Genomic DNA, 25,770 nt, shown 5'->3' with positions numbered 1-25,770 from the left:
ACGGTGCCACCACGTGCGAGCCTCCCGCACCCGGCCGGGCACGTGAAGGGGGAGTGACCCGATCAGGCCACCTACGGTCACATTCGGGCGGTCTTTGCCCCCGGCGTGGTCCCCGGAGTCCCTTCCGGTGTCGTACCCGGTGCGGAGCCGGTCATCCGGGCGTGCAGCGAGCGGGCGGAGGCGTCGGTGAGCGAGGCGATCTGGTCGACGATCACCCGCTTGCGGGCGCGGTCGTCCGGCGCCCGCTCGAACAGGGTGCGGAACTGCGGGTCCAGTCCCTCGGGGGCGCGGGAGGTGAGCAGCTCGGCCAGTTCCATGACGACGATCCGCTGGTCGGCGCGGAGCCGCTCCTGCTCTGCGCGCTGCATCACGTACCGGTCGGCGACGGCCTTGAGCACCGCGCACTCCATGCGGGTGCCGCGCGGCACCACCAGCTCGGCGTCGTAGCGGGTGAGGTCGCCGCCGCCCCACGCCTGCCGGGTGGCGCCCTCGGCGGCGAGGCAGAAGCGGCCGATGAGCTGGCTGGTGGCGTCCTTCAGCCGGGCCTGGGCGACGGCGGTCCCGTCGTAGCCGTGCGGCCACCACTCCTGGGCGAGCAGCCGGTCGAGGGCCTCGGCCAGCTCGGCCGGGTCGGTGCCGGCCTCGACGTAGCGGCCGATGGCCACGGCGAAGACGTCCTGGCGTTCCGGCTCGGCGTGCAGGCAGGCCGGGTCGATGTGCCCGGCGTGCAGGCCGTCCTCCACGTCGTGCACCGAGTACGCCACGTCGTCGGCCCAGTCCATGACCTGCGCCTCGAAGCAGGTGCGGGTACCGGGGGCGTCCTTGCGCAGCCAGTCGAAGACGGGGCGGTCGTCGTCGTAGACGCCGAACTTCGGGGAGGCGGGGTCGGTGGGGTGGGCGCCGCGGGGCCAGGGGTACTTGGTGGCGGCGTCCAGGGTGGCGCGGGTGAGGTTGAGGCCGACCGAGCCCTCCGGGGTGAACCGCTTGGGCTCGATGCGGGTGAGCAGCCGCAGCGACTGGGCGTTGCCCTCGAAGCCGCCGCAGTCGGCGGCGAAGTCGTTCAGCGCCTGCTCGCCGTTGTGCCCGAACGGGGGGTGGCCGAGGTCGTGGGCGAGGCAGGCGGCCTCCACCAGGTCGGGGTCGCAGCCGAGGGCGGCGCCCAGCTCGCGCCCGACCTGGGCGCACTCCAGGGAGTGGGTGAGGCGGGTGCGGGGGCTGGGATCCCAGGCGGCGCCGCCGGCCCCGGCGCTCTGGCCGGGGGTGACGACCTGGGTCTTGCCGGCGAGCCTGCGCAGCGCCGAGGAGTGCAGGATGCGGGCGCGGTCGCGCTGGAAGGCGGTGCGGCCGGGGCGCTTGTCCGGCTCCGGGGCCCAGCGCTCCACGGCGGACTCGTCGTAGTGCATGTACAGACAGTAGTACCGCGACCGCCGCGCTACGTGCTACGCCGAGGCCAGTTCGGGGGCCGGGTGCGCCGGGGCGGCGGCCGTCTCGTCGTAGCGGTGGAGCAGCAGCCGGGCCATGGCCTCGTGGGCGCCGAGAGGCGCCGAGACGATCCCGGGGGCGGCCTGCGCGCACTCGGTGGCGAAGCGGCCGGGCGCGGTGAAGCAGGAGGCGACGGCCACCCGGTCGCGGCCGCGGGCGGCCAGCGCGGCGACGGCTTCCGGGACCGTGGGGGACGCGGTGGTGGCGTAGGCGGGGACCACCGCCACGCCCAGGCGGGCGGCGAGCAGCCGGGCGGTGCGGGCGGTGCCGGCCCGGGAGTCGGGGTCGCGGGAGCCGGCCGCGGCGAGGACCACGGCGCTGCGGCGGCGGGCGGCGTGGTCCGCGGGGGTGCTCCAGCCCGCCTCGGCGAGGCGGGCGTGCAGGGCCTCCACGAGCAGCGGGTGCGGGCCGAGCGCGGGGGCGAGCCGGGTGCGGGCCGCGGCGCGGGCGGCCGTCCGCGGGATGTCGCGTTTGACGTGGTGGCCGCGGCTGAGCAGCAGCGGGACCAGGACCGCCTCGCCGGTGCCGAGCGCGGCCAGCGTGTCCGGCAGCAGCGGGGCGTTCAGCTCGATGTGGCCCAGGTGCACGGGCAGGCCGGGGCGCAGGGCGCGGACCACGTCGAGCAGTTCCCGCACGGTGCTCAGCGCGCGGGGGTCGCGGCTGCCGTGGGCCACCACCACGAGGGCGGGCGGCGCCGGGCGGCGTCTGCCGTTCAGCGTGACGAGACCGAGCTGTCCCGCGAGGCTGGTGCCGATCCGGTGCATCAGGTCCGCCGTACTGTCGAGGTGCGTCGCCGTCATGCACCGATGGTGGCCGCCCCGTATTGCCTCCCCGTTGCGCGGGGGTGACGGGCGTTTTCCAGCCCTTCACGCCCGGCCCCGACGGGCGTGTGAGCCGCCCTGACCCGCGGTGCGGCCCCGCGGGGTGAAGCCGTTCACACGGTGCCGGGTGAACCGGCGGGGGACGGCCGGGCGTCTTGGACGGTCGGGAGCCGGGCCGAGAGGGCCGGGTCCTTGGGGACAGGAGCCGAGCCGAGGGGGCCGCAGCGATGCGCCGATTCACCGTCCGTGTGCGGCGTCTGCTGCGTGTGCCGCGCACCCGCCGGGGGCAGCGGCGGCTGGTGCAGGCCGTGATGGCCGGCTGCGTGCTGGCGCTGCTGCCCGCGGCCTGGCTGCGCCTTGCGGCCGGGGACCGGCTGCACACCGTCGCGGACGTGCCGCGGACCCAGGTCGCCGTGGTCTTCGGCGCGGGCCTGTGGCGCGGCGAGCCGTCGCCGTACCTGGCGCACCGGCTGGACGCGGCGGCCGAGCTGTACCGGGCGGGCCGCATCGAGGTGGTGCTGGTGACCGGCGACAACAGCTGCGCCGACTATGACGAGCCGGACGCGATGCGGGCCTATCTGACCCGGCACGGCGTGCCGGACGGGCGGATCGTCAGCGACTACGCGGGCTTCGACACCTGGGACTCCTGTGTGCGCGCCAAGAAGATCTTCGGGGTGGACCGGGCGGTCCTGATCAGCCAGGACTTCCACATCCGCCGGGCGGTGGCGCTCTGCCAGGCCGCCGGGGTCACCTCGTACGGCGTCGGGGTGGACGAGCCGCACGACGGCACCTGGTGCTACGGCGGGGTGCGGGAGGTGCTGGCGGCGGGCAAGGCTGCCGCCGACGCCGCCCTCCGCCCGGACCCGCGGTTCCTCGGACCGCCGGAACCGGGGGTGCGGCAGGCGCTGGCGGAGAGCGGAGCGCGGTGAGGCGCACCCCGGGGGCTGCGGCCGGTCCCGCGCCGGCCCGGCGGGCCTCACCGTCCTCCCCCGGGCGCGGGGAGGCCGCCGTACCGGGCGCGTAACAGCAGCCGGCCTGCGGCGTAACACCGGCGACGCACGCTGAGACGCATGCAGAACACCGTGACGCCCACCCACTGCCCCTACTGCGCCCTGCAGTGCGGGATGAATCTGGCGCCCGCCGCCGACGGCACCGTCGAGGTGAGCGAGCGGGCGGACTTCCCGGTGAACCGGGGCGCCCTGTGCGGCAAGGGAAGGACCGCGCCCGCGGTGCTCGCCTCCGGGGTGCGGCTGACCACGCCGCTGGTGCGCTCGCCGGGCGGCGCACTGGAGCCGGCCGGCTGGGAGGCGGCGCTGGACCGGATCGCCGAGGGGCTGCGGGGCACCCGGGAGCGGTACGGGGCGGACGCGGTCGGGGTGTTCGGCGGGGGCGGGCTGACCAACGAGAAGGCCTACTCGCTGGGGAAGTTCGCCCGGGTCGTGCTCGGCACCTCGCAGATCGACTACAACGGGCGCTTCTGCATGTCCTCGGCCGCGGCGGCCGGGAGCAGGGCCTTCGGCCTGGACCGCGGGCTGCCGTTCCCGCTGGAGGACATCCCGCGCACCGGCTGTGTGATCCTGGTCGGCTCCAACCCGGCCGAGACCATGCCGCCGTCGCTGCGCTATTTCACCGAACTGCGGGAGAACGGCGGCACGCTGGTCGTGATCGACCCGCGCCGCACCCGGACCGCCGAGCAGGCCGACCTGCATCTGGCGCCCCGCCCCGGCACCGATCTGGCGCTGGCCCTCGGCCTGCTGCATCTGGTGGTCGCCGAGGGCCGCACCGACGAGCGGTACATCCGGGAGCGCACGGTCGGCTGGGAGGAGACCCGGGCGGCGGCGATGGCGCACTGGCCGGAGTACGTGGAGCGGATCACCGGCGTTCCGGTGCCGCGACTGCGGGAAGCGGTGCGGCTGTTCTGCGAGCCGGAGCACGCCATGGTGCTCACCGCCCGCGGACCCGAGCAGCAGTCCAAGGGCACGGACACGGTCAGCGCCTGGATCAACCTGGTGCTGGCCACGGGCCGGGCGGGCCGCCCGCTGTCCGGCTACGGCTGCCTGACCGGGCAGGGCAACGGGCAGGGCGGGCGCGAACACGGCCAGAAGGCCGACCAGTTGCCCGGCTACCGCAAGCTCACCGACCCCGGGGCGCGGCGGCACGTCGCCGAGGTGTGGGGCGTGGACCCGGACTCGCTGCCGGGTCCCGGACGCAGCGCCTACGAGCTGCTGGACGCGCTGGGCACCGATGTCCGCGCGCTGCTGCTGATGGGCTCCAACCCGGTGGTCTCCGCGCCGCGCGCCGCGCACATCGAGCAGCGGATCAGGTCGCTGGACTTCCTCGCGGTGTGCGACGTGGTGCTGTCGGAGACGGCCGCGCTCGCCGATGTCGTACTGCCGGTCACCCAGTGGGCGGAGGAGACGGGCACCACGACCAGCCTCGAGGGGCGGGTGCTGCTGCGCCGCCGGGCGATCGCCCCGCCCGAGGGCGTGCACAGCGACCTGTACGTGCTGCACGAACTGGCCGCCCGGCTCGGCGTGGAGAAGGGCTTCCCGACCGACCCCGAGGAGGTCTTCGAGGAGCTGCGCCGGGCGAGTGCGGGCGGCCCCGCCGACTACTCCGGGATCACCTACCGCCGGCTGGCGGAGGAGAACGGTGTGTTCTGGCCGTGCCCGGCGGAGCCCTCGGCGGACGGCACGCCGGAAGCCGGGGGCCCCGTGCCGGTCGGCGGGGGCGGCGTGCCGGACGGCGGCGGCCTCGGGGACGCCTCGCCGGACACGCCGGCCACCTCGCCCGGCGCCGTGGCCGAAGACCCGGTGCGCACCGCGGCACCGCGGGCCGGTGCCGCGGTCCATCCCGGCACTCCCCGCCTCTTCCTCGACCGGTTCGCCACCGAGGACGGCCGGGCCCGCTTCGTCCCCGTCTCGCACCGGGCGATCGCCGAGGAGCCCGACGAGGAGTACCCGGTGCTGCTGACCACCGGGCGGGTGGTGGCCCAGTACCAGTCCGGCGCGCAGACCCGGCGGGTGGACGAGCTGAACGCCGCCGCCCCCGGCCCGTTCGTCGAGCTGCATCCGCGGCTCGCGGAGCGGCTCGGCGCGGCCGAGGGCGACCCGGTGGCCGTGGTGTCCCGGCGGGGCCGGGCGGTGGCGCCGGCCCGGATCACCACCGCGGTCCGGCCCGACACGGTGTTCATGCCCTTCCACTGGGCGGGCGAGGGCCGCGCCAACACCCTCACCAACCCGGCCCTGGACCCGGTCTCGCGGATGCCGGAGTTCAAGGCGTGCGCGGTGCGGGTGGAGGCGGTACGCCCCTGAGCGCGCCGGACGGCGCCCCGAGGGCGCCGTCCGTCACTGCGCGGGGTGCCCCTGCGCAGGGCGTCGCCGCGGTCAGTTCACGCCGACCGCGCTCCACGCCGCCGCGACCGCGCGGTGCTCGGTGCCGCCCTCGCCGTAGAGGTCGGCGGCCGCCTTCAGGGTGGCGGTGCGGGCTCCCGCGTAGTCGGTCGACGAGGTCATGTGCACGGTCAGCGCGCGGTACCAGATCCTGCCGAGCTTGGCGCGGCCGATGCCGGTGACCGTGGAGCCGTCGCAGGTCGGGGAATTGTGGGCGACGCCGCCGAGGGTCTTGGCGCCGCTGCCCTCGGCGAGCAGGTAGGCGAAGTGGTTGGCGACGCCCGAGGAGTAGTGCACGTCGAGGTCCTTGACCGAGGGGCTCCAGCAGTCGGCGGACCTGCCGTCCTTGGAGGGCTTGTCCATGTAGCGCAGCGCGTCCCTGCCGAAGCCGTCCCGGACGATGTTCTCGCCGATCAGATAGTCGCCGGGGTCCTCGGCGTTGGCCGCGTGGAACTCGACCAGGGTGCCGAAGATGTCGGAGGTGGCCTCGTTGAGCGCGCCGGGCTCGCCCGAGTACACCAGGCCGGCCGTCTTCGAGGTCACGCCGTGGGTCATCTCGTGCCCGGCGACGTCCAGCGAGACCAGCGGGCCCATCTGGGTGCCGTCGCCGTCGCCGTAGGTCATGCAGAAGCAGCTGTCGTCCCAGAAGGCGTTGTTGTACTGGTTGCCGTAGTGGACGCGGTTGTAGGAGCCCTTGCCGTCGCCGGCGATGCCGCGGCGGCCGTGGACGTCCTCGTAGTAGTCCCAGGTGACATCGGTGCCGTACTGGGCGTCCACCGCGACCGTGGCCCGGTCGGAGTCCTCGCCGCTGCCCCAGTGGTTGTCGTCGTCGGTGAAGACGGTGGCGGGGGCGCGGGTGAGGCAGACGTTCAGCACGCACAGGTCGGTCCTGCCGGCCGCGTCGCCGGTGTAGGTGCCGCCGCGGGTGGGGTCCTTGAGCTGGTACCCCGAACCCGAGGCGGTGGTCTCCAGCGGGACGGTGCCGCCGTACAGCGACTCGCCGTCGCCGGAGACGGTCGACAGGCTGTCCCAGCTGTCGATGCGGTCGCCGCTGCGGGCGTCGGTGAGCACGGTGCGGGCGACCGGGTTGCCGCGGCCGTCCTGGGCCACCGCGTCGGTGCGCCAGGCCAGCCGGGGTGCGCCGTGCAGGGCGTCGACGACCAGCCGGGGCTTGGCGGTGAGCCGCTTGAGGGTCTCGCCGGCGTTGGCGGCGCGCAGCAGCTTCGCGGCGAGGTCGGCGGCCTTCGGGGCGGCGAGTCCGGGAGTGACGGTGGGCAGGTCGATCTCGGCCCTGGTGGCGCGGTCGGCCCCGCGGTAGGTGCCGTCGGGGGCGAGGTGCAGGACGAAGTCGCCGCCGAGGACGGGCAGTCCGCGGTAGGTGCGGTCGTAGCGGACGTGGTGGGTGCCGTCCCGGTCCACGATCACGTCCCGCACCTCGGTGTCCTGGGCGGTGGTGAGGCCCAGGGCGGCGGCGTGCTCTTCGAGGGCCGCGGCGGCGTGGGCGAGCGCGGTGGAGCGGGCCGGCCGCTCGGCGGCGCCGGCGGTGGGGGTGAGCGCGGCGGCCAGCAGGGCGGTGCCGGCGACGGCCGCGCCGGCGGTGACGAGGCGGGGGCTTCGGACGTGCCGTATCGGGCTCAAGCGGTCTCCTGGAACGGGCGCCCCGATGCAGGTGGGGGGAGGGGCGGCGGGAAGGGTGACCGCGATTCAAGTGGGACCGGACATGGCATGTCCATACCGTGAATGTGCGGGTGTGTGAGGGGTGAGAATCGTTCCTGCAAGGCTCCCGTGGCACTTCCGTGCAGAGGGGCACCGCCGACCGTCCCCGCAGGTGAACGCGTGACTGTCCCCTTCTTCGTCTACGGCACCCTCCGCCCCGGAGAGGTCAACCACGACCGCTTCCTGCGCGGCCGCACCCTCGCCGAGGAGCCCGGCCGGCTGCCGGGCGCCGTGCTCTACGAGGGTCCGGGCTACCCCTACGCCGTGGAGCAGCCGGGCGGCGTGGTCAGCGGGGAGCTGGTCACCGCGCGGGAGGCGGAGTACCCGGCGCTGCTGGCGGAGCTGGACCGGCTGGAGGACTACGCGCCGGGCGATCCGCGCAATCTCTACGAGCGGGTGCTGCGACGGGTGGTCCGCGAGCGCGACGGGGCGGAGGTGCGGGCCTGGGTCTACCTGGCCGCCCCCGCCGTGGCGGCGAGGCTGCGGGCCGGCGGGGAGCTGGTCGCCGGCGGGGACTGGCGGGGCCGGGGGCGGGTGCGGCGCCCGTCGCCCTGACGCGACGGTGCGCGAGCCGCCGGGCGGTCACCCGTTCACCGCCGCACCGGGCCACTCTTCGGCCATTCCGTTTCCTCCGCCCGTCCGGCCGCCTGTGACCTGCTGAAACACCGGACGCGCGGGAGGGGTGCCGCCCTCTCTGACACCCGTTCAGCCCGCCCCCCGACGCGCCCTCGGGGAGCGGGCCGGGCGCGCTGCCACTTACCTCGGTAGAGCAGGGACGCGTCCGACGGCGGCACATGGGGGTGCTGCGGGGTGCGGCCCTTCGTGAGCTGGAGGGAGCATCGATGCGAGGTACCGCCCGGCTGCTGACCGGCACCGCGCTCGCCGTGGCCGCCGCGGGGGCGTTCGCCGTGCCCGCGTACGCCGGTCAGCCCGCCGCCCCCGACGGGCGTCCCTTCGACGCGTCGGCCGGCGGCCTGGACGTCCACCCGTCGTCGGCCGTGCCGGGCGGGCAGGTCACGGTGCACACCGGGGCCTGTGACGGCGAGGGCGCGACGGAGGGCGACGCCACCGCGGTGGGCGCGGGCCGCTTCACGCTGGCGCCGGCCTCCGGCGAGCGGGAGATCAGCGGGCGGTTCCGGGTGCCGCCGAGCGCCCAGCCGGGGACGTACGAGATCGTCGCCACCTGCGCGGGCAGCGGCCGGCGGGTCACGGGTGACCTGGTGGTCACGCTGTCGTCCGAGGCCGGGCAGGTGTATCCCCGGGGCAGTGTGAAGACGGGGGTCGGGGGCGCTCTGGGCCCCGACCCCGTGCAGACCGCGGCGGGCGTGGCAGCCCTGGCCGTCGCCGCCGCGGGCGGTACCTGGCTCCTGCATCGCCGGGCGAGAGGCGACGGGATCTGACGGGCACCCTCCGCTGCCCGTCCGCCGGTACCGCATCTCCCTCCCCTCCGGGCCCGACGCCCCTCGCGGCCCGGAGGGGGCACGGGACCCGATCAGGAGAGGTCAGTTGGTCGTGCGCCGCAGCATCCGCCGTCCCGGCAGTCCGGGCAACGCCGCGGTAGCCGCGGTCACGGTCTTCGCGCTGTGCTCGGGGATATGGCTGCTGCGCGACGGCGCCGCCTCGCACGCGCCGCCGCAGCCGTCCGCCGCGCAGGCCGCCCGCCCGGGCCGGGGCGACGGTCACGGCGGCGGGCGTTCCGCGGCGCCCGCGATGGCCTACTCGGTGCCCGACCGGATCCGGATTCCCGCGATCGAGGTGGACGCCCCCCTCATGGGGCTCAGCCTGACCGCCTCCGGCAGCCTCGACGTCCCGCCCGCCGAGCGGCCGGACCTGGCCGGCTGGTACGAGGAGGGCACCACCCCCGGCGAGCGGGGCACCGCGATCGTCGCGGGCCATGTCGACAACAAGGACGGGCCCGCCGTGTTCTACTCCCTGGGTGCCCTGCGCAAGGGCAGCACCATCGAGGTGGACCGCCGGGACGGCTCCGTCGCCGTGTTCACCGTGGACGCCGTCGAGGTCTACCAGGCGGAGAACTTCCCCGACCGCAAGGTCTACGGCGCGGCGGACCGCCCCGAGCTGCGCGTGATCACCTGCGGCGGCGGCTACTCCCGCACCACCGGCTACCGGGGCAACGTCGTCGTCTTCGCCCACCTGACCGGCAGCCGCTGACCGGCCGGCCCCCGGACGACCGCCGCTAGCCCGCGGCCTCCAGATAGCGCAGCACCGCCAGCACCCGGCGGTGGCCGGTCGGGTTCGGGGCGAGGTCGAACTTGGTGAAGATGTTGGCGATGTGCTTCTCGACCGCCCGCTCCGAGACCGTGAGCGCCCCGGCGATGGCCTGATTGGTGCGGCCCTCGGCCATCAGGGCGAGCACCTCGCGCTCGCGCGGGGTGAGGGAGTCCAGCGCCGAGGTGCGGCGGCTCGCGCCGAACAGGGCGGTGACCACCTCCGGGTCCAGCGCCGTGCCGCCCGCCGCGACCCGTTCCAGCGCGTCCACGAACTCCCCGATGTCGCCGACCCTTTCCTTGAGCAGATAGCCGAACCCGGCGGGGTCGCCGAGCAGCCGGGAGGCGTGCGCCGTCTCGACGTACTGCGAGAACAGCAGGACCCCCGTGCCGGGGTGCTCGGCGCGCAGCCGCAGCGCCGCCCGGACACCCTCGTCGGTCCCGGTGGGCGGCAGCCGGATGTCCACCACGGCCACGTCGGGGGCGTGTTCGGCCACGGCCGCCAGCAGCGCGTCCGGGTCGGCGACGGCCGCGGCGGTCTCCACCCCGCGCAGGGACAGCAGCTGGACCAGTCCGTCTCGCAGCAGGGCAGAGTCCTCGGCGATCACGACCCGCATGCAGGGCGCTCCGATCAGGCGTATCCGGCGGTATCAGGGGCAGGGCAGCTCGACGGTGACCACCGTAGGCCCACCGGGCGGGCTGTCGCAGGTCAGCGTGCCGTCGACGGTGCGGGCGCGGGCCAGCAGCCCGGTCAGTCCGGACCCGGCGCCGATGCGGGCCCCGCCCCGGCCGTCGTCGGTGACCCGCAGCCGGAGCAGCCCGTTGCCGCCGGTGACGTCGATCGTGACCCGGCTCGCCCCGGAGTGCTTGACGGCGTTGGCGAGGAGTTCGGCGGCGCAGAAGTACGCGATGGACTCCACGGCGGGTGCGGGGCGGACGGGGACGGAGGTGGTGACCTCGACGGGCAGCGCACTGTCGGCGGCCAGGCCGGCCAGCGCTGCGGGCAGCCCCTCGTCGAGGACCGGCGGGTGAATGCCCTTCACCAGACGGCGCAGATCGGCGATGGCCTGCCCGGCGTTGCCCCGGGCGGTGTCGACGGCCTCCAGCACCCGGTCGGCGGGGGCGCCCTTGCTGACCAGCTCCCGGACGACGGCCAGATGCAGCGCGAGGCCCACCAGGCGGGCCTGGGTGCCGTCGTGCAGATCGCGTTCGATCCGGCGCAGGGTGGCATGGGCGTCCTCGACGGCGTGCGCCCTGGTCTCCTCCAGGGTGCGGATGCGCCGCTCGGCGGGGTCGGGGCCGAGCAGCGCCGCCACCAGGGCCCGGTGCGGGACGAGCGCATGGCGCAGCAGGAACGGGGCGAGGGCGAGCAGCAGCAGTCCGAGGCAGACCGGGATCAGCCAGCGCGGCCAGGTGTCGAGCTGGTACCCGAAGACCTCCAGCGAGACCCGCCTCGTGGAGCCGTCGGCCTCCCGCACGGTGCCGTAGTTCCAGCGGGCCAGCAGCGGGTGCAGCGCCAGCAGGGTGCCGTAGACGTAGGTGAGGACGGCGGCGGCGAAGCCGAGAACGGCCGTGAACGGGCTCAGGGCCGCGCAGGCCACCGCCCGCCACCCGGCCCGCTCCCCCAGCACCGCCCGCCGCCAGGCGAACGCCCCGGCCCCCGGCATGCGGCCCGTTTCGCCGCCCGGCCTTCGCCGGAGGGGTTCCGGAGGCTCGATGTCCAGCCCGAGCAACCGCCGGGCCAGCGCCCGCTGCAGCGCGCCGAGCGCCAGCGCCCCGCGCACCACCCCGGCCAGCAGCCACGGGCCGAGCGCGGTCACCGACAGCACGGCACCCAAAGCCAGGCCCACCACGACCGGCACGAAGCCCAGCAGAGCGAGCGGCAGCGACACCACCGCGTACAGCGCGGCGGCCGGCCCCCGCCGGCCGAAGGTGGCGGCGGCGAGGGACCGCGCCGTCCAGGGACGTCTCATGACAGCCAACCTAGAAGCAGCCGGGCCGCGATCGGCGTCACGACAGCAGGGCGCGCGCCGTGCGGAGCTGGAGGGCGGTCAGGGCCCGGCCCAGCCAGGGCATGACCAGCAGCGGCAGCAGGGTCCCCAGCACCGCGTGGAAGGCCCAGGCGCCGGCGAAGGTGGGGCCGCCCCACGCGGCGGCGGGGTCGGAGCCGGCGCGCAGCGGCCAGGCCAGGTTCATCGGGATGAGGGACCAGCCGTAGAGGGTGAGCGCGGCGCAGAGCAGGTTGAGCGGGGTGGCCAGCAGGGCGTGGGCGAGGCCGGAGCGGCGGCTGCCGAGGGGCAGTTCCTCGCCGAGGAGGTGCCGGGTCAGCGACCGCTGCCACTGGCCCGCGGGTGCGCCGCGCAGGGCGTCGGCCGCACTGGCCAGGCCGGCCGGCAGGGACAGCACGGCGTAGGCGGCCCGGCGCCAGGTGACGGCGGTGAAGGGCTGCCGCAGGGTCGCGCGCACCAGGCCGCGCGGGCGCCCGGAGGCGGTGGTGGCCAGGGTGTCCGCGGTGGGTCCGGGGATGCTGCGCGTGGCGTCCATGACGGTCTCCTCGCTGGTGAGGGGTGTGATCCGACTCCTCCAGGCTTCCGCCCTCGCCCGCCCGCCACGAGCGTGCCCGCACGGATTCCGGGGGTTCGGTTCACCCCACCCCGCCGAGCCGCGGCCCGCCTCCAGCCACCTCTCGCAGCCCCGCCGCGCCCCGCGAGGCCCCTCACACTCTCGCCCTTCCCCCGCTGAGGGCAGCGTTCCGCGCGGGAAACAGAGGTGATGCGGCCGGGTAACACCCGCACCGCACGCTCGATGCCATGACCTCGAACGAGCGTGTGGTGGTGATCGGCTCCGGCCTCGCGGGCGTACGGCTCGCCCGGCGGCTCGGCGAGCTGGGCACACCCGTGACGCTGATCGGCGAGGAGGAGCACCGGCCCTACAACCGGGTGCTGCTCGCCGAGGTGCTGGCCGGACGGTACAGCCCCGAGGTGATCGCCCTGCCGGCGCCCGCGGCGCTGACCCGTGCCCGGGTCACCGGCATCGACCGCGCGGGACGGACCGTCTCCTGCGCGGACGGCTCGGTGATCGCCTACGACCGGCTGGTGCTGGCCACCGGCTCCAACCCGGTGCTGCCGCCGCTGCGCGGCCTGTTCACCACCGGCTCCGATCTGCCCGAGGGGGTGCACGCCTTCCGCACCATGGACGACTGCCTCGGGCTGGCCGAGGCGGTGCGGCCGGGTGTGCGGGCGGTGGTCATCGGCGGGGGGCTGCTGGGGGTGTCCGCGGCGCGTGCACTCGCCGTGCGCGGCGCCCAGGTGGTTCTCGCCCAGCAGGCCGAGCGCCTGATGGAGCGCCAGCTCGACCCGGCCGCGTCCGCGCTGGTCGAGCGGCATCTGACCGACCTCGGCGTGGAGGTGCACACCGAGTGCCGGGTGCGCGACGTGCGCTGCGTCGCGGGTGCGGTCCGCTCGGTGGAGATGGCCGACGGCTATGCGCTCGGCGCCGACCTGGTGGTGCTCGCCTGCGGGGTGCACCCGCGGGCCGGTCTCGCCCAGGCGGCGGGTCTCGAGGTCGGCAAGGGCATCGTCGTCGACGACCAGCTGCGCACCTCCGACCCGTACATCCACGCCGTCGGGGACTGCGTCCAGCACGCCGGCACGGTCTACGGGCTGGCCGCCCCGGCACTGGAGCAGGCCGACGCGCTGGCCGCGCTGCTCGCCGGCGACACCGGCGCCCGCTACACCGGCACCCGCTCCCTGACCCGGCTGACGCTCACCGGACCCGACAGCCCCTTCGACCTCGCCGCGTTCGGCCGGGCCGAGCCGCTGCCCGGCGACGACGTCGTGCAGCTCACCGACGCCACCCGCGGCACCTACCGCAAGGTCGTCGTCCGCGAGGACCGCCTGGTCGGCGGGGTCCTGGTCGGCGAACTCGGCACGGTCGGCGCCCTGGCACGCGCCTGGGAGGGAGCAGAGCCGCTCCCCTCCGGCGGCGGGCCGCTGCTCCACCTGCTCACCAACGATGGAGGCTCCTGAATGACCGCCAACCCGGGGGGCACCCCCACGATCGTGCTCGTCGGCCACGGCATGGTCGGCCAGCGCTTCCTCGAGGCGCTCGCCGAACGCGGCCTGACCGCCACGCACCGCGTGGTCGTGCTGTGCGAGGAGCCGCGCCCCGCCTATGACCGCGTGCAGCTCACCTCGTACTTCTCGGGGCGGACCCCCGAGGACCTGTCACTGACGGACCTCCGGTTCATCGAGGAGCACGGCATCGAGCTGCACGTCGGCGACCCGGCCGAGAGCATCGACCGCGGGGCGCGCAAGGTCACCGCCCGCTCGGGTCTGGTCGTCGGCTACGACGTCCTCGTCCTGGCCACCGGCTCCTACCCGTTCGTGCCGCCGGTGCCGAACAAGGACGCCGAGGGCTGCTTCGTCTACCGCACCGTCGAGGACGTCCTCGCCATCGAGGAGTACGCCCGGAGCCGGGCGAAGACCGGTGCGGTCGTGGGCGGCGGCCTGCTGGGCCTGGAGGCGGCGGGCGCCCTGAAGGGGCTCGGACTCGCCTCGCACATCGTGGAGTTCGCGCCGCGGCTGATGCCGGTGCAGGTCGACGAGGGCGGCGGCGCTGCTCTGCTGCGCACCATCGAGGAGATGGGCCTGACCGTCCACACCGGGGTCGGCACCCAGGAGATCGTGGTCGACGCGTCCGGCGCGGTCACGGGCATGAAGCTGTCCGACGGCTCCGAACTCGCCACCGACCTGGTGGTGTTCTCCGCCGGTGTCCGCCCCCGCGACCAGCTGGCCCGCGACTGCGGTCTCGAGGTCGGCGAGCGCGGCGGCATCACCGTGGACGAGCAGTGCCGCACGGTCACCGACCCGAACGTCTTCGCCGTCGGCGAGTGCGCGCTGGCCGCCGACGGCCGGGTGTACGGCCTGGTGGCCCCCGGCTACGAGCAGGCCGAGACGGCCGCCGCGGCCATCGCCGGGGACGCCCGCGCGTTCACCGGCGCCGACCTGTCGACCAAGCTGAAACTTCTCGGTGTGGACGTGGCGTCCTTCGGCGACGCGCACGGCACCACCGAGGACTGCCTGGACGTCGTCTACTCCGACTCCCGCGCCGGCCTGTACAAGAAGCTGGTCGTCGGCCGGGACGGCACCCTGCTCGGCGGCATCCTGGTCGGTGACGCGGAGGCGTACGGCACGCTGCGCGCCCTGACCGGCTCGGTGCCGCCCGTGGCACCGGAGTCGCTGGTGCTGCCCGCCGGGGCCGGCCAGTCCGCCCAGCTCGGCCCGTCCGCGCTGCCGGACGACGCGGTGATCTGCTCCTGCCACAACGTCACCAAGGGCACTATCCGCGGCGCGGTCACCGAGCACCGCTGCACCACCGTGCCCGAGGTGAAGAAGTGCACCAGGGCCGGTACCGGCTGCGGCAGTTGCGTCAAGGTGCTGGGCCGGCTGGTCGACGCGGAGCTGGAGGCGAGCGGCGTCGAGGTCGACAGGGGCCTGTGCGGCTGCTTCTCCCAGACCCGCGAGGAGCTGTACGAGATCGTCCTGGCCCTGCGCATCACCTCCTACCAGGACCTCCTCGACCGCTACGGCCGGGAGGGCGCCCGGGGCGGTGAGGGCTGCGAGATCTGCAAGCCGGCCGTGGCCTCGATCATCGCCTCCCTCGCCCCGGCCATCGGCGCCAGCACCTACGTCCTGGACGGCGAGCAGGCGGCCCTGCAGGACACCAACGACCACTTCCTGGCCAATCTGCAGAAGAACGGCTCCTACTCGGTGGTGCCGCGCATCCCCGGCGGTGAGATCGCACCGGAGAAGCTCATCGTCATCGGGGAGATCGCCCGCGACTTCGGCCTCTACACGAAGATCACCGGCGGTCAGCGGATCGACATGTTCGGCGCCCGTGTGGAGCAGCTGCCGCTGATCTGGGCCCGGCTGGTGGACGCGGGTTTCGAGTCCGGCCACGCCTACGGCAAGTCGCTGCGCACGGTGAAGTCCTGCGTGGGGCAGACCTGGTGCCGCTACGGCGTCCAGGACTCGGTGCGCATGGCGATCGACCTGGAGCTGCGCTACCGGGGGCTGAGGTCGCCGCACAAGCTGAAGTCGGCGGTCTCCGGCTGCCAGCGCGAGTGCGCCGAGGCCCGGTCGAAGGACTTCGGTGTGATCGCCACCGCCAACGGCTGGAACCTGTACGTCGGCGGCAACGGCGGCGCCACCCCGCGCCACGCCGACCTGCTGGCCCAGGACCTGTCGGACGCCGAGCTGATCCGCCTGATCGACCGGTTCCTGATGTTCTACATCCGCACCGCCGACCGGCTCGAGCGCACCTCCACCTGGCTGGAGCGCATTCCCGGCGGCCTGGAGCACGTGCGGGACGTGGTGGTGCACGACTCGCTCGGCATCTGCGACGAGCTGGAGGCCCTGATGGCCGCCCATGTCGCCAACTACCGCGACGAGTGGGCCGAGACCGTCAACGACCCCGAAAGGCTGGCCCGGTTCGTGTCCTTCGTGAACGCCCCGGACACCCCGGACCCGGTGGTCTCCTTCGTCCCCGAACGCGACCAGATCAAGCCCGACCTGCCGCTGCTGGACATCGGCCGGCGACCCGCTGACGAGATCCTGGAAGGAAGCGCCCAGCGATGACCCTGGCACTCGAGACGACCGACCTGAAGGTGCAGCTCCGCCTGGCGGAGGGCTGGTTCACGGTCTGCGACCTGAGCACGCTGATCCCGGGCCGCGGAGCGGCGGCCCTGCTGCCCGACGGCCGCCAGGTCGCCGTCTTCACCGACCGGGCCGGGAACGTCTACGCGATCGACAACCGCGACCCGTTCACCGGCGCCGCGGTGCTCTCCCGCGGCCTGACCGGCTCCCACCAGGGCCGTCCGTTCGTCGCCTCCCCGCTGCTCAAGCAGCGCTTCGACCTGCAGACCGGGCAGTGCCTGGACGACGAGACGGTCCGGGTGACGGCCTACGAGGTGAAGGCCGCCTGAGCAGCGGTCCGGGCGGTTCGCGAGCACAGCCGGGCGCGCGTCCCCGGGGCTGACCCCGAGGGTGCGCGCCCGGTCGTGCGGGGCCGGGCGCGCACCCTCACCGCCCGGCCGTCCCTCAGCCGCCGTACACCGCCCGTCCCGGGTGGTCGCCGGGCATGGGCCGGGTGTCGAGGTAGAACCACTCGACGTCGGCGACGGGCGGCCCGGCGGGCGTGGTGGCGTACGCGGAGCCGCCGGGGCGGCCGGTGCCGTCCCCGTAGGCGGACGTGCCGTCGTGGCCCCGGGTGCCGTCGTGGGTGGCGAAGCCGTCGAACGACGCTCCGCTGCCGAGGCTCCCGGGGTGGGCGGACGCGGTGGCGTACGCGGAGCCGGCGGTGCCCTCGGAGGGCGCGGCGCCGGTGTCGTATCCGGCGAAGGCGTCGAACGGGTCGGCGGGGGGCGGCGCGGAGCCGGTCGGGCCGTCCCGGCCGGGCCCGGCGGACGGCGCGTCCCCGGCGGGTGCGTCCCAGGCGGGTGCGGTGGCCCGGGCGGAGGTGTCCGCCGTGGCCGCGGCGGTGTCCGTCCTGGTCCGCGCCGCGGGCTTGTCCAGGTTCGGCATCAGCAGCTCCACCCGCAGGCCGAGCCCGCGCTGCTGGGCGGTGAACTCCTCCACCTGGTTGCGGCAGGCGTGGTCGAGGTGGGTCACACCGGTCAGGTCGAGGCGGATGCGGGGCTTGCCGGAGGCCGCCGCGTTCTCCAGCGCCTCGATGACCTCGGGCAGCCGCAGGAACGTGGCGTTGCCCGCCATCACGACCTTGGCCGTGTCCTCCTCCAGGTGCTGCCGGATCACCGTGCGGGACATGCGCAGCGCGGCCAGCAGCACACCGGCGGCGAGACCGACGAGCACGCCCTCCAGCAGCGCGGTCGCCACGATCACCAGCATGGTCACCGTCATCACCGCGAACTCGCCCCGGTCCTGCTTCCACATCTTGGGGAACTCGCCGGGCGCGAGCAGCTTCCAGCCGCTGTGCACCAGGACACCGGCGAGCACGGAGATCGGGACCAGCGCCAGCACCTGCGGCAGCAGCAGCGCGAAGGCCAGCAGCCACAGGCCGTGCAGGGTGCGGGACAGCCGGGTCCTGGCACCCGCCTGCACATTCGCCGAACTGCGCGCGACCACGGCCGTGATGGGCAGCGCGCCGACCAGGCCGGCCAGGGTGTTGCCTGCGCCCTGCGCGATCAGCTCGGTGTTGTAGCGGGTGCGCGGGCCCGAGTGCATGCGGTCGACGGCGGCGGCGGTGAACAGGCTCTCCGCGGATGCGATCACGGTGAAGGTGACGATGGCGGTGAGGATCGCGGGGTCGGCGAGCCCGGCGAACTGCTCGGGGCCCGGAAGCTGGAGCGAGCCCAGCAGGTTGCCGACCTGGAGGGTGCGGATCTCCACGCCGGGCAGCGCGGCGACCGCGCAGCCGATGCCGACGGCCACCAGCGGGGCGGGCATCCTGCCGAGCGGCTGGGGGACCTTCTTCCACAGGAAGCTGAGCGCGATGGTGACGACACCGAGCAGGGTGGCGATCAGCATCTGCGGGTCGGTGAGGACACGGCCCAGCAGCGCGGGGACGCCGGCCATGTTCTCGATCGGTGTGCCGGGCGCCCTGGCGTCGGCCAGCGGGTAGAGCTGGCTGAACATCAGCGGCAGTCCGATGCCGGCGAGCATGCCCTGCACGACGGCGACGGAGATCGCCTGGAACATCCGGCCCAGCTTGATCAGTCCGAGGACGATCTGCAGCACACCGGAGAAGAGGACGATCACGGCCAGTGCGGCCACGCCCTTGTCGGCCACGGTCTCCGCGACCAGGGCGGCGAGCCCGGCGGCCGGACCGCTGACCTGGAGCGTGCTGCCCCGGATCGCGCCGACCACCAGACCGCCGATGACGCCGGAGACGATGCCCAGCTCGGGCCGGACGCCGGAGGCGACGGCGACGCCGATGCACAGCGGCAGCGCGACGAGGAAGACGACGAAGGAGGCGGTGATCTCGGTGGCGAGGTCCGGCTTCTCTCCCGCCCTCGGTGTCCCGGACGCCCCCGGCGGTCCTGCCGGGACGCCGGCCGCGGGCGCGGCCGGCCTGGTGAACCGGCTGAACCCGACGGACGGGAGAGGCCGGCCGCCGCGGGAGCGGCCCCGTGCGTGTGCCCCGCTCATGCGGCGTGCACCCGGAAGTCGCCGTCCGCGTCCAGTTCGTGGAGGTGGCCGGTGTCGATCTCGTAGTACCAGCCGTGCAGCCGCAGCCGCCCCTGGTCGATGCGCTGCCGCACCACGGGGTAGGTGCGCAGCGCCGCGAGCTGGTTGACGACGTTGCCCTGGGCCACCTCGCGCAGGGCGGGCTCGTCCGGGGCGGTGTCGAGCACCGGGGTCAGTCCGGGCCGGGCGATCCGCAGCCAGGCGTCCACTCCGGGCAGTGCGGACAGGTCGTCGCCCGACTTCAGTGCCCCCATGGCTCCGCAGTGTGAGTGACCGCACACGACGATGTCCTGAACCTCCAGGACCTGCAGTGCGTATTCGATGGTGGCCGCCTCGCCGGAGGCCCCGGGCCGGCCGCAGGGCGGCACGATATTGCCCGCGTTCCGCAGCTCGAATATCTCACCCGGCCGCGCTCCGGTGATGAGCGCGGGAATCACGCGTGAATCCGAACAGGTGATGAACAACACCTCCGGGCATTGCCCTTCGGCCAGTTTCCGATAGGCGTCGCTCTCGAAATCGACGCGCCTGCTGAATGTCCGTGCACGGTCCAGCAACTGTCTCAACTCGGCCTCCCTGGTTGCAAGTTGGTCGCACCTCACTTCGAACGTAGAGGACGCCCCTGCAGCGGAGTGTTAAGCCGCGGTCAGATTCCGGACAGGAGCCGGTATTTCTTCGGAGGCGGTTGTAACGTGGCGTCAGGGGAAAGCGGGTAACGCAATATTCACGGGTGTTTCCGGTTCGGGGAGAGGCAGAACACATGGGCATACAGGTGCTGCTCGTCGAGGACGACGAGACGATCGCGGAACCGCTCGTCGAGGGCCTCGCGCATTTCGGGCTGAACGTCGATCACGTCGCCACGGGAGCGGGCGGACTGGCCGGCCCCTACGGCGACGTGGTGCTGCTCGACCTGGGGCTGCCGGACATGGACGGCATCGACGTCTGCCGGGGCATCCGGCAGGTCTCCGACGTGCCGATCCTGATCCTCAGCGCCCGCGGTGAGGAGGCCGACCGGGTGCTGGGGCTCGAGCTGGGCGCCGACGACTACCTGGCGAAGCCGTTCAGCATGCGGGAGCTGGTGGCGCGGGTGCGCGCGGTCACCCGGCGGTCCCAGCGCCCCCAGCAGCCCCACGAGCAGACGCCTCCCGCGCCCGCGCCGCCGCCCTCGACGTCGTACGAGCCCGTGGGCGAGACGCCGCACGAGGCGATGCCGGCCCCGGGTCCGCTGGTGGTGGACCGCCGCACCCGGCAGGTGTGGGTGGGCGACACGCCCGTCCCGCTCACCCCGAAGGAGTTCGACCTGCTGGCGCTGCTCAGCGAGGACCCCGGGGCGGTCTACTCCCGGCAGCAGATCCTGGACCGGGTGTGGGACCCGCACTACGACGGGCCGACCAGGACCCTGGACGTGCATGTGGCCTCGCTGCGCCGGAAGCTGGGGCATCCGGGCTGGATCCGCACCCTGCGCGGCGTCGGCTTCCGGCTGGCGGTGCACACCCGGCCAGGGGCGGGGCGGGAGGCACCGGCGTGACCCGCCGCCTGCTCCTCAGCTACCTGAGCCTGGCCACGCTGGTCCTGCTCTGCCTGGAGGTACCGCTCGGCTTCATCTACTCGCGGGCGGAGCGGGAGCAGGTGGTGAACTCGGCGCGCAACGAGGCCGAGTCGGTCGCCAGCTACGCCGCGCTGTCCCTGGCCACCGGCCGGGCCCGGCAGGAGCTGCCCGCGCGGGCGGAGCACTGCGCCCGCCGCATCGACGGCAGAGTGGTCATCGTGGACGGATCGGGCGGCCTGCTCGCCGCCTCCCATCCGCTGAGCACGAGCGCCACCGCGGCCCTCGCCTCCCGGCCGGGCGTCAAGGCCGCCCTGGCCGGCACGGCGAGCGTGGACGTGCGCACCTCCACCATCGGCGGGGTGGAGTACCTCTCGGTCTCCGCGCCGGTCGGCGAGCGGGGGCAGCGGCCGCGGGGCGCGGTGTGGCTGACCGTGCCGACCGAGATGGTGCACCAGCGGGTGCGCCAGGTGTGGCTGCTGCTCGCCGCGGGCGGCCTCGGCGTCCTCGTCGCGGTCGCGGCGGCCGGTTTCGCCTTCGCCCGCTGGGCGGCCCGTCCGATACGGCAACTGGAGCGGGCGACCAGGGCGCTGGGCGCCGGCGGCTCGTTCGCGCCGGTGCCGGTGACCAAGGGCCCGCCCGAAGTGCGGGGGCTGGCCGCCGCGTTCAACCACACGGCGGCCCGGCTGGCCCATCTGCTCGCCTCCCAGCGGGCGTTCGCGGGCGAGGCCTCGCACCAGCTGAAGACCCCGCTCGCCGCGCTGCGGCTGCGCCTGGAGAACCTCCAGCCGCATGTCGCGGCCCGCGCCCGCGGCACCCTGGAGGCCGCGCTGACCGAGACCGACCGGCTGGCGCGGATGGTGGAGGTCCTGCTGGCCATGGCCCGCCTGGAGGAGAACGCGGCCACTCCGGCCCCGGTGGACGTCGGGGAGATCTGCGCCGAGCGCCATCGCAGCTGGCTGCCGATGTTCCAGCGGCAGAGTGTGTCCCTGGTGCTGTTCGCGGGCAGCGTGGGGCGGGTGCTCGCGGTGCCGGGCGCGGTGGAGCAGATCCTGGACAACCTGTTGTCGAACGCCCTGCGGCACTCCCCCGCCGGCACCACCGTCACCGTGGAGCTGCGGCTGAACCCGCCGGCCCGGCGTGCCCTGCGCGACGGCCGCCCCAGCCGGGTCGACCTGCATGTCACCGACGAGGGCCCCGGCATGACCGCGGAGCAGCGGGCACGTGCCTTCGACCGGTTCTGGCGCGCTCCCGGCGCCCCGAAGGGCGGCACGGGTCTGGGTCTGGCCCTGGTGCAGCGGCTGGCCCATGCGAGCGGCGGTGAGGCGGCGCTGCGGGCGGCGGCGACGGGCGGCCTGGACGCTGTGGTCAGCCTCCCCTCGGCGTCCGCGCCGGAGTCGTCCGGCACCACGGACGGCTCGGGTTCCCGCAGCAGAGAACGGCCCGCGCTGCCCGCCTGACGGGACCTCGCAGACCCGCTGATACAGCGTCAGGAAGCGTGCGTCCGCTGATAGTTGCGGAGAGCTACCCTCCGGTCACATCACGTTCCCGTCACGGCTTCTTCATATCTCCCCCACATCCCGGAGTGCTCAGTAGCTTCGTCCACCTCGAAACCGAGCACACGCACCACTGGGGGGATTCGTCCATGAACCCGATCCGCACGTCCGCCCGCGCGTCAGCCGCGGTCCTCGCCGCGCTCGCCCTGGCCGCGGTCCCGGCCACCGCCGTGGCCCACGACGGCAACCACCCGTTCGCCAACTGCACCGACGCCTACAACAACGGGTACTCCAACATCCCGGAGGGCGACGAGCACTACGCCAAGCGACTGGACCGGGACGGCGACGGCATCGGCTGCGACAAGCCGCCGGCCGGCTTCAAGCCCCGCGGCGACCAGGGCGAGTCGGAGGGCAGCGGCACCGGTGCGAAGGAGTCCTCCGGCACCGGGGCCGAGGGCGGCTCCGGCACCGACCTCGCCGAGACCGGCGGCAATGACGCCACCCCGTACATCGCCGGGGCCGGCGCGGTCGTGGTCCTCGCGGGCGGCGGCCTGCTCATCGCCGCCCGCAAGCGCCGCGACGCCCGCTGACCCGCCGTCCGCCCGGGCACCGGCGTTGCGGGCGGCGCGAAGAGAGGGCGGGCACCCCCGCACGGGTGCCCGCCCTCCTTTTCGCGGTCCGGAGCCGATGCCGATCGGTGAGGGTGGTCGGGTGACAGACAACGGCTCCGGGGACTTGACGCTCCGCGGCTCCTAGCGGTGGTCGCTGCCCTGCGCGGTGACCGCGGCGCGGCCGGCCTCGAGGCGGGCGACGGGGACGCGGAACGGGGAGCAGGAGACGTAGTCCAGGCCCACCTCGTGGAAGAAGTGGACGGACTCCGGGTCGCCGCCGTGCTCGCCGCAGACGCCGAGCTTCAGGTCGGGGCGGGTCTCCCGGCCGGCCTTGGCGGCCAGCTTCACCAGGGAGCCCACACCGTCCTTGTCGATCGTCTCGAACGGGGAGACGCCGAAGATGCCCTTCTCCAGGTACGCGGTGAAGAAGCTCGCCTCCACGTCGTCCCGGCTGAAGCCCCACACCGTCTGGGTGAGGTCGTTGGTGCCGAAGGAGAAGAACTCGGCGGCCTCGGCGATCTGACCGGCGGTCAGCGCGGCGCGCGGCAGCTCGATCATGGTGCCGATGGCGAGCTTCAGGCTGACGCCCGCCGCGGCCTCGACCTCGGCGATGACCTTGTCGGCCTCCTCGCGGACGAACTCCAGCTCCTGCACCGTGCCGACCAGCGGAATCATGATCTCCGCCCGCGGGTCGCCCTTGGCGTTGCGCCGCTCGGCCGCGGCCTCCGCGATGGCCCGCACCTGCATGGTGAACAGTCCGGGGATGACCAGGCCGAGCCGGACACCGCGCAGACCCAGCATCGGGTTCTGCTCGTGCAGCCGGTGGACGGCCTGGAGCAGCCGCAGGTCGTTCTCGTGCGGCTCCTGGCGGGCCTCGGCCAGCGCCACCCGGACCGACAGCTCGGTGATGTCCGGCAGGAACTCGTGCAGCGGCGGGTCGAGCAGGCGGATGGTGACCGGCAGGCCGTCCATCGCCTCGAACAACTCCACGAAGTCCTGCTTCTGCAGCGGCAGCAGGGCCTTCAGGGACTCCTCGCGCTCCTCCTCGGTGTCGGCCAGGATCAGCCGCTCCACCAGCTCGCGCCGGTCGCCGAGGAACATGTGCTCGGTGCGGCACAGGCCGATGCCCTGGGCGCCGAACCGGCGGGCGCGCAGCGCGTCCTCGGCGTTGTCGGCGTTGGCCCGCACCCGCAGCCGGCGCTTGCGGTCGGCGAAGGACATCATCCGGTGCACGGCTTCGACCAGCTCGTCGGCGTCGTCGGCGCCCGGGTGCATCCGGCCCTCGAAGTACTCCACGACCGGCGACGGCACGACCGGGACCTCGCCCAGGTAGACCTTGCCGCTGGAGCCGTCGATGGAGATCACGTCGCCCTCCTCGACGACGTGCCCGCCGGGCACCGTCATCCGGCGGCGCTTGGTGTCGACCTCCAGCTCCTCGGCGCCGCACACACAGGTCTTGCCCATGCCGCGGGCGACCACGGCCGCGTGGGAGGTCTTGCCGCCGCGCGAGGTGAGGATGCCCTCGGCGGCGATCATGCCGTCCAGGTCGTCGGGGTTGGTCTCGCGGCGGATCAGGATGACCTTCTCGCCGGAGCGGGACCACTTCACGGCGGTGTAGGAGTCGAAGACCGCCTTGCCGACCGCCGCACCCGGCGAGGCCGCGATGCCGCGCCCGATCTGCTCGACCTTGGCGCTCTCGTCGAAGCGGGGGAACATCAGCTGGGCGAGCTGGGCACCGTTGACGCGGGTGAGCGCCTCGGCCTCGTCGATCAGGCCCTGGTCCACCAGCTGCGTGGCGATGCGGAAGGCGGCACCGGCGGTGCGCTTGCCGACGCGGGTCTGCAGCATCCACAGCTGGCCGCGCTCGATGGTGAACTCGATGTCACAGAGATCCTTGTAGTGATTCTCCAGGGTCTCCATGATCTGCATGAGCTGGTCGTACGACTTCTTGTCGATCTTCTCCAGCTCGGCGAGCGGGACCGTGTTGCGGATGCCCGCGACGACGTCCTCGCCCTGCGCGTTCTGCAGGTAGTCGCCGTAGACGCCCTGCTGGCCGGAGGCGGGGTCGCGGGTGAAGGCGACACCGGTACCGGAGTCCGGGCCGAGGTTGCCGAAGACCATCGAGCAGACGTTGACGGCCGTGCCGAGGTCGTGCGGGATGCGCTCCTGGCGGCGGTAGAGCTTGGCGCGCTCGCCGTTCCACGAGTCGAAGACCGCCTTGATGGCGAGGTCCATCTGCTCGCGCGGGTCCTGCGGGAACTCCCGGCCGGCCTCCGCCTTGACGATCTTCTTGAACTTGGTGACGAGCTTCTTGAGGTCGGCGGCCTCCAGCTCGGTGTCGTCGGTGACCTTCTTGGCGGCCTTGGCGGCCTCCAGCGCGTCCTCGAACAGCTCGCCGTCGACGCCGAGGACGGTCTTGCCGAACATCTGGATCAGGCGACGGTAGGAGTCCCACGCGAACCGGTCGTCGCCGGCCTGCTTGGCGAGGCCCTGCACGGACTTGTCGGACAGACCGATGTTGAGGACGGTGTCCATCATGCCCGGCATGGAGAACTTCGCCCCGGAACGGACCGACACGAGGAGGGGGTTGTCGGCCTGCCCGAGCTTCTTGCCCATCTTCTTCTCGAGGGCCTCGAGGTGCGCACTCACCTCGTCGCGCAGCTCGGCCGGCTCCTCACCGCTCTCCAGGTAGACCTTGCAGGCCTCCGTGGTGATCGTGAAGCCGGGTGGCACGGGGAGACCGAGGTTGGTCATCTCGGCGAGGTTGGCGCCCTTGCCGCCGAGGAGGTCCTTGAGGTCCTTGTTGCCCTCGGTGAAGTCGTAAACGAACTTCACGCCCTCAACGCTCGTGCCCGACTGAGCTACGTGGGGATCTTTGTTTTCCGACACGGGTCTCGACTCCTCGAGGACGCGGTGGCTGCCCTGACGGCGAGGAATGTACCCAGATCAAAGGCCTCTGGGTACGTCCAGTCTCGCGTCATGTGCCTGTAACCGCGCGTCGGCCAGTGGATCGAAAGTCAAGGATGGGCAAGCAACCACGGGCCGATGTTTTCACTTCTTGAACGCGGACACTCGCACGAAGGCCGGTGGGCGCTCAGATGAGCGCTCTTCGGCACGTCTGATTTTGCTCGATGAACGATCGCCCGATGGCACTGAGTGCCATGTCTTCCGGAAGTGCAGCCGCCCAAGATCCGCTCATCTGAGCGCAAGACCTATCAAGGGTGGCGAGAATCACGCTGTCGCAGGGGCCGCCGTTTCACCATGCGGGCACCGATGAG

At 73.9% G+C, this 25,770-nt stretch carries 20 protein-coding genes; 11 read left to right on the top strand and 9 right to left on the bottom strand.

The window, feature by feature from the left end:
- Positions 1 to 77: 77 nt before the first annotated feature.
- Positions 78 to 1,403: a deoxyguanosinetriphosphate triphosphohydrolase gene (locus HCJ93_RS16705; RefSeq protein ID WP_240967641.1), complete on the bottom strand. Its 1,326-nt coding sequence runs from the start codon at positions 1,401 to 1,403 to the stop codon at positions 78 to 80.
- A 36-nt stretch (positions 1,404 to 1,439) separates the two neighbouring features.
- Positions 1,440 to 2,282: a sirohydrochlorin chelatase gene (locus HCJ93_RS16700; protein ID WP_167996512.1), complete on the bottom strand. Its 843-nt coding sequence runs from the start codon at positions 2,280 to 2,282 to the stop codon at positions 1,440 to 1,442.
- A 248-nt stretch (positions 2,283 to 2,530) separates the two neighbouring features.
- Here HCJ93_RS16700 and HCJ93_RS16695 point away from each other — a divergent pair, with 248 nt between their 5' ends.
- Positions 2,531 to 3,232: a SanA/YdcF family protein gene (locus tag HCJ93_RS16695; protein WP_167996511.1), complete on the top strand. Its 702-nt coding sequence runs from the start codon at positions 2,531 to 2,533 to the stop codon at positions 3,230 to 3,232.
- A 141-nt stretch (positions 3,233 to 3,373) separates the two neighbouring features.
- On the top strand, positions 3,374 to 5,617 hold the full coding sequence (locus HCJ93_RS16690; RefSeq protein ID WP_167996510.1) for a molybdopterin oxidoreductase family protein: 2,244 nt from the start codon (positions 3,374 to 3,376) through the stop codon (positions 5,615 to 5,617).
- Positions 5,618 to 5,689: 72 nt separating this feature from the next.
- Here the strand turns inward: HCJ93_RS16690 and HCJ93_RS16685 are convergent, their stop codons facing one another.
- On the bottom strand, positions 5,690 to 7,333 hold the full coding sequence (locus HCJ93_RS16685; RefSeq protein ID WP_167996509.1) for a M4 family metallopeptidase: 1,644 nt from the start codon (positions 7,331 to 7,333) through the stop codon (positions 5,690 to 5,692).
- A 198-nt stretch (positions 7,334 to 7,531) separates the two neighbouring features.
- On the opposite strand from HCJ93_RS16685, the gene HCJ93_RS16680 reads away from it, so the two are divergent.
- The 3 genes from HCJ93_RS16680 to HCJ93_RS16670 all read left to right on the top strand — a co-directional run bounded on the left by HCJ93_RS16680 (position 7,532) and on the right by HCJ93_RS16670 (position 9,580).
- Complete coding sequence (locus tag HCJ93_RS16680) at positions 7,532 to 7,966, top strand: gamma-glutamylcyclotransferase family protein (protein WP_167996508.1); 435 nt, start codon at positions 7,532 to 7,534, stop codon at positions 7,964 to 7,966.
- Positions 7,967 to 8,253: 287 nt separating this feature from the next.
- Positions 8,254 to 8,811, top strand: a complete 558-nt coding sequence (locus tag HCJ93_RS16675) for a GVDTG sorting domain-containing protein (protein ID WP_167996507.1) — start codon at positions 8,254 to 8,256, stop codon at positions 8,809 to 8,811.
- Positions 8,812 to 8,923: 112 nt separating this feature from the next.
- Positions 8,924 to 9,580: a class F sortase gene (locus HCJ93_RS16670; protein WP_167996506.1), complete on the top strand. Its 657-nt coding sequence runs from the start codon at positions 8,924 to 8,926 to the stop codon at positions 9,578 to 9,580.
- 25 nt (positions 9,581 to 9,605) lie between these two features.
- Here HCJ93_RS16670 and HCJ93_RS16665 read toward each other — a convergent pair whose 3' ends face one another.
- Genes HCJ93_RS16665 through HCJ93_RS16655 form a run of 3 tightly spaced genes read right to left on the bottom strand, consistent with a single transcriptional unit; the run spans position 9,606 to position 12,180 of the window.
- Positions 9,606 to 10,253: a response regulator transcription factor gene (locus HCJ93_RS16665; RefSeq protein WP_167996505.1), complete on the bottom strand. Its 648-nt coding sequence runs from the start codon at positions 10,251 to 10,253 to the stop codon at positions 9,606 to 9,608.
- A gap of 33 nt (positions 10,254 to 10,286) precedes the next feature.
- Positions 10,287 to 11,609, bottom strand: coding sequence for a sensor histidine kinase (locus tag HCJ93_RS16660; RefSeq protein ID WP_167996504.1), 1,323 nt, complete (start codon positions 11,607 to 11,609; stop codon positions 10,287 to 10,289).
- 37 nt (positions 11,610 to 11,646) lie between these two features.
- Positions 11,647 to 12,180, bottom strand: coding sequence for a hypothetical protein (locus HCJ93_RS16655; RefSeq protein ID WP_167996503.1), 534 nt, complete (start codon positions 12,178 to 12,180; stop codon positions 11,647 to 11,649).
- Between the two features lie 266 nt (positions 12,181 to 12,446).
- Here HCJ93_RS16655 and HCJ93_RS16650 point away from each other — a divergent pair, with 266 nt between their 5' ends.
- From HCJ93_RS16650 to nirD, 3 genes are read left to right on the top strand one after another with little or no spacing between them, the layout of a single operon-like run.
- Positions 12,447 to 13,664, top strand: coding sequence for an NAD(P)/FAD-dependent oxidoreductase (locus tag HCJ93_RS16650; protein ID WP_167996502.1), 1,218 nt, complete (start codon positions 12,447 to 12,449; stop codon positions 13,662 to 13,664).
- The gene (nirB, locus tag HCJ93_RS16645; protein ID WP_167996501.1) at positions 13,665 to 16,274 is read left to right on the top strand and encodes a nitrite reductase large subunit NirB; all 2,610 of its coding nucleotides are present in this window, start codon (positions 13,665 to 13,667) and stop codon (positions 16,272 to 16,274) included. It abuts the gene before it with no gap.
- Complete coding sequence (gene nirD / locus HCJ93_RS16640) at positions 16,271 to 16,621, top strand: nitrite reductase small subunit NirD (RefSeq protein WP_167996500.1); 351 nt, start codon at positions 16,271 to 16,273, stop codon at positions 16,619 to 16,621. Before nirB ends, nirD begins: the two co-directional genes overlap by 4 nt.
- Before the next feature lie 115 nt (positions 16,622 to 16,736).
- Here the strand turns inward: nirD and HCJ93_RS16635 are convergent, their stop codons facing one another.
- Together HCJ93_RS16635 and HCJ93_RS16630 are read right to left on the bottom strand one after the other, a co-directional pair.
- On the bottom strand, positions 16,737 to 18,803 hold the full coding sequence (locus tag HCJ93_RS16635) for a SulP family inorganic anion transporter (RefSeq protein WP_240967640.1): 2,067 nt from the start codon (positions 18,801 to 18,803) through the stop codon (positions 16,737 to 16,739).
- A complete protein-coding gene (locus tag HCJ93_RS16630) occupies positions 18,800 to 19,405 on the bottom strand; it encodes a carbonic anhydrase (protein ID WP_167996499.1) in 606 nt (201 codons plus the stop codon). Before HCJ93_RS16630 ends, HCJ93_RS16635 begins: the two co-directional genes overlap by 4 nt.
- 194 nt (positions 19,406 to 19,599) lie before the next feature.
- Here HCJ93_RS16630 and HCJ93_RS16625 point away from each other — a divergent pair, with 194 nt between their 5' ends.
- The 3 genes from HCJ93_RS16625 (at position 19,600) to HCJ93_RS16615 (ending at position 22,471) form a co-directional block, all read left to right on the top strand.
- Positions 19,600 to 20,367, top strand: coding sequence for a response regulator transcription factor (locus tag HCJ93_RS16625; RefSeq protein ID WP_206317516.1), 768 nt, complete (start codon positions 19,600 to 19,602; stop codon positions 20,365 to 20,367).
- Positions 20,364 to 21,845, top strand: a complete 1,482-nt coding sequence (locus HCJ93_RS16620) for a sensor histidine kinase (protein WP_167996498.1) — start codon at positions 20,364 to 20,366, stop codon at positions 21,843 to 21,845. Before HCJ93_RS16625 ends, HCJ93_RS16620 begins: the two co-directional genes overlap by 4 nt.
- A gap of 185 nt (positions 21,846 to 22,030) precedes the next feature.
- On the top strand, positions 22,031 to 22,471 hold the full coding sequence (locus HCJ93_RS16615; RefSeq protein WP_206317515.1) for an excalibur calcium-binding domain-containing protein: 441 nt from the start codon (positions 22,031 to 22,033) through the stop codon (positions 22,469 to 22,471).
- A 162-nt stretch (positions 22,472 to 22,633) separates the two neighbouring features.
- Here the strand turns inward: HCJ93_RS16615 and ppdK are convergent, their stop codons facing one another.
- A complete protein-coding gene (gene ppdK, locus HCJ93_RS16610; protein WP_167996497.1) occupies positions 22,634 to 25,381 on the bottom strand; it encodes a pyruvate, phosphate dikinase in 2,748 nt (915 codons plus the stop codon).
- Between the last annotated feature and the right edge of the window lie 389 nt (positions 25,382 to 25,770).

It is taken from the genome of Streptomyces composti (assembly GCF_012034205.1).
GTDB classification, from domain to species: Bacteria; Actinomycetota; Actinomycetes; order Streptomycetales; family Streptomycetaceae; genus Streptomyces; species Streptomyces composti.
Note: the sequence above shows the minus strand (reverse complement) of the source record. Positions and strands in the feature narration are given on the sequence as shown.

Bases quoted from the DNA above. Each gene is read 5' to 3' on its own strand.
- HCJ93_RS16705 (WP_240967641.1), bottom strand. From the start codon at position 1,403: ATGCACTACGACGAGTCCGCCGTGGAGCGCTGGGCCCCGGAGCCGGAC.
- HCJ93_RS16700 (WP_167996512.1), bottom strand. From the start codon at position 2,282: ATGACGGCGACGCACCTCGACAGTACGGCGGACCTGATGCACCGGATC.
- HCJ93_RS16695 (WP_167996511.1), top strand. From the start codon at position 2,531: ATGCGCCGATTCACCGTCCGTGTGCGGCGTCTGCTGCGTGTGCCGCGC.
- HCJ93_RS16690 (WP_167996510.1), top strand. From the start codon at position 3,374: ATGCAGAACACCGTGACGCCCACCCACTGCCCCTACTGCGCCCTGCAG.
- HCJ93_RS16675 (WP_167996507.1), top strand. From the start codon at position 8,254: ATGCGAGGTACCGCCCGGCTGCTGACCGGCACCGCGCTCGCCGTGGCC.
- HCJ93_RS16665 (WP_167996505.1), bottom strand. From the start codon at position 10,253: ATGCGGGTCGTGATCGCCGAGGACTCTGCCCTGCTGCGAGACGGACTG.
- HCJ93_RS16660 (WP_167996504.1), bottom strand. From the start codon at position 11,609: ATGAGACGTCCCTGGACGGCGCGGTCCCTCGCCGCCGCCACCTTCGGC.
- HCJ93_RS16655 (WP_167996503.1), bottom strand. From the start codon at position 12,180: ATGGACGCCACGCGCAGCATCCCCGGACCCACCGCGGACACCCTGGCC.
- HCJ93_RS16650 (WP_167996502.1), top strand. From the start codon at position 12,447: ATGACCTCGAACGAGCGTGTGGTGGTGATCGGCTCCGGCCTCGCGGGC.
- nirB (WP_167996501.1), top strand. From the start codon at position 13,665: ATGACCGCCAACCCGGGGGGCACCCCCACGATCGTGCTCGTCGGCCAC.
- nirD (WP_167996500.1), top strand. From the start codon at position 16,271: ATGACCCTGGCACTCGAGACGACCGACCTGAAGGTGCAGCTCCGCCTG.
- HCJ93_RS16635 (WP_240967640.1), bottom strand. From the start codon at position 18,803: ATGAGCGGGGCACACGCACGGGGCCGCTCCCGCGGCGGCCGGCCTCTC.
- HCJ93_RS16625 (WP_206317516.1), top strand. From the start codon at position 19,600: ATGGGCATACAGGTGCTGCTCGTCGAGGACGACGAGACGATCGCGGAA.
- HCJ93_RS16615 (WP_206317515.1), top strand. From the start codon at position 22,031: ATGAACCCGATCCGCACGTCCGCCCGCGCGTCAGCCGCGGTCCTCGCC.